Here is a 1,127-nt window from a genome sequence, read left to right on the forward strand (position 1 = left end):
TGCTCTCGGCAGTCCCGGTGCGGCGACCCCCCGCGCTCGGCGTCGCGACCTGGGCCGTGACCGACCTGGTCAACGAGTCTCCGCCGTTCGCTCTCGGCTACCTGCTGCTTGCCTCGATCCCGCCCCTGCTGGACGACCATGGCCGGACATCCGCACTGCCGTGGCTGGCCGTGGGCGGCACGAGCATGCTGCTCAGCCCGATCCTGCTCCGCCGCGCGTCCCTTGCCCGTGGGGTTCTCCAGACAGCGCTTCGCGACACCCTTGGTCCCGTCCCGGCCGGCATCCAAGACGGGTGGCGCCGACATCTGCCGTGGGTCCGGATCGTCATCGCGCCTCTCCCCATCCTGCCTGCCGGAGTCCGTTGCCGCCGCGGCCAGCGTTACGGCCCGCATCGTCGCCACCGCCTCGACATCTACTCCAACCGGCAGATCCGCAGCGGTCGTCGCCCAGTCCTCATCCACCTTCACGGCGGCGGCTTCCGGTCGGGACGGAAGAGTCTCTACGCGCGGCCCATGCTGCATGCGTTCGCCCGCCACGGCTGGCTGTGCATCAGCGCCAGCTACCGCCTGCGCCCGGCCTCCTACGCCGACATGCTCGCCGACGCCCACACCGTCGTCGCGTGGGTCAAGCAGCACGCCGACGACCTCGGCGCAGACCCCGAGGTGGTCATCCTCGCCGGCAGCTCAGCCGGCGCGCACCTCGCCGTGACAGCGGCACTGACCCCGCGGACAACCTCTGGCGCCGACACGACCGTGGCAGCCGCCATCGGTCTCTACGGCTACTACGGTCCCGTGGACCGGACCGGCAACAACCCCTCACGTCCGGCGGCGTACGCCCACCCTGGCGCACCACCGATCATGCTCGTCCACGGCGCCCAGGACACCCTCGTCCCAGCGGGCCTGCAGACCGACCTCGTGGCCCGGTTGCGGTCCATCTCACGCAACCCCGTCGTCTACGCCGAGCTCCCCGGCGCCCAGCACACCTTCGATCTCCTCCACTCCCTGAGGTTCGAGCTGGTCATCGAGGCGCTCTGGGACTTCGCCGGCTGGGTACGCGCCCGAGCGAGACCGACGCTCAGCGACCCGACATCTTCGATGGCGGAGAGTCAGAAGGACTCATGACGTCAA

General features: G+C 70.5%; 1 protein-coding gene. It reads left to right on the top strand.

The window, feature by feature from the left end; all coding sequences use genetic code 11:
- Positions 1-1,121, top strand: a 1,121-nt coding sequence (locus tag IG69_RS20615) for an alpha/beta hydrolase (RefSeq protein WP_051750758.1), incomplete at its 5' end; no start/stop codon positions are given.
- Between the last annotated feature and the right edge of the window lie 6 nt (positions 1,122-1,127).

The organism is Phycicoccus jejuensis (assembly GCF_000720925.1).
Lineage (GTDB): Bacteria > Actinomycetota > Actinomycetes > Actinomycetales > Dermatophilaceae > Phycicoccus > Phycicoccus jejuensis.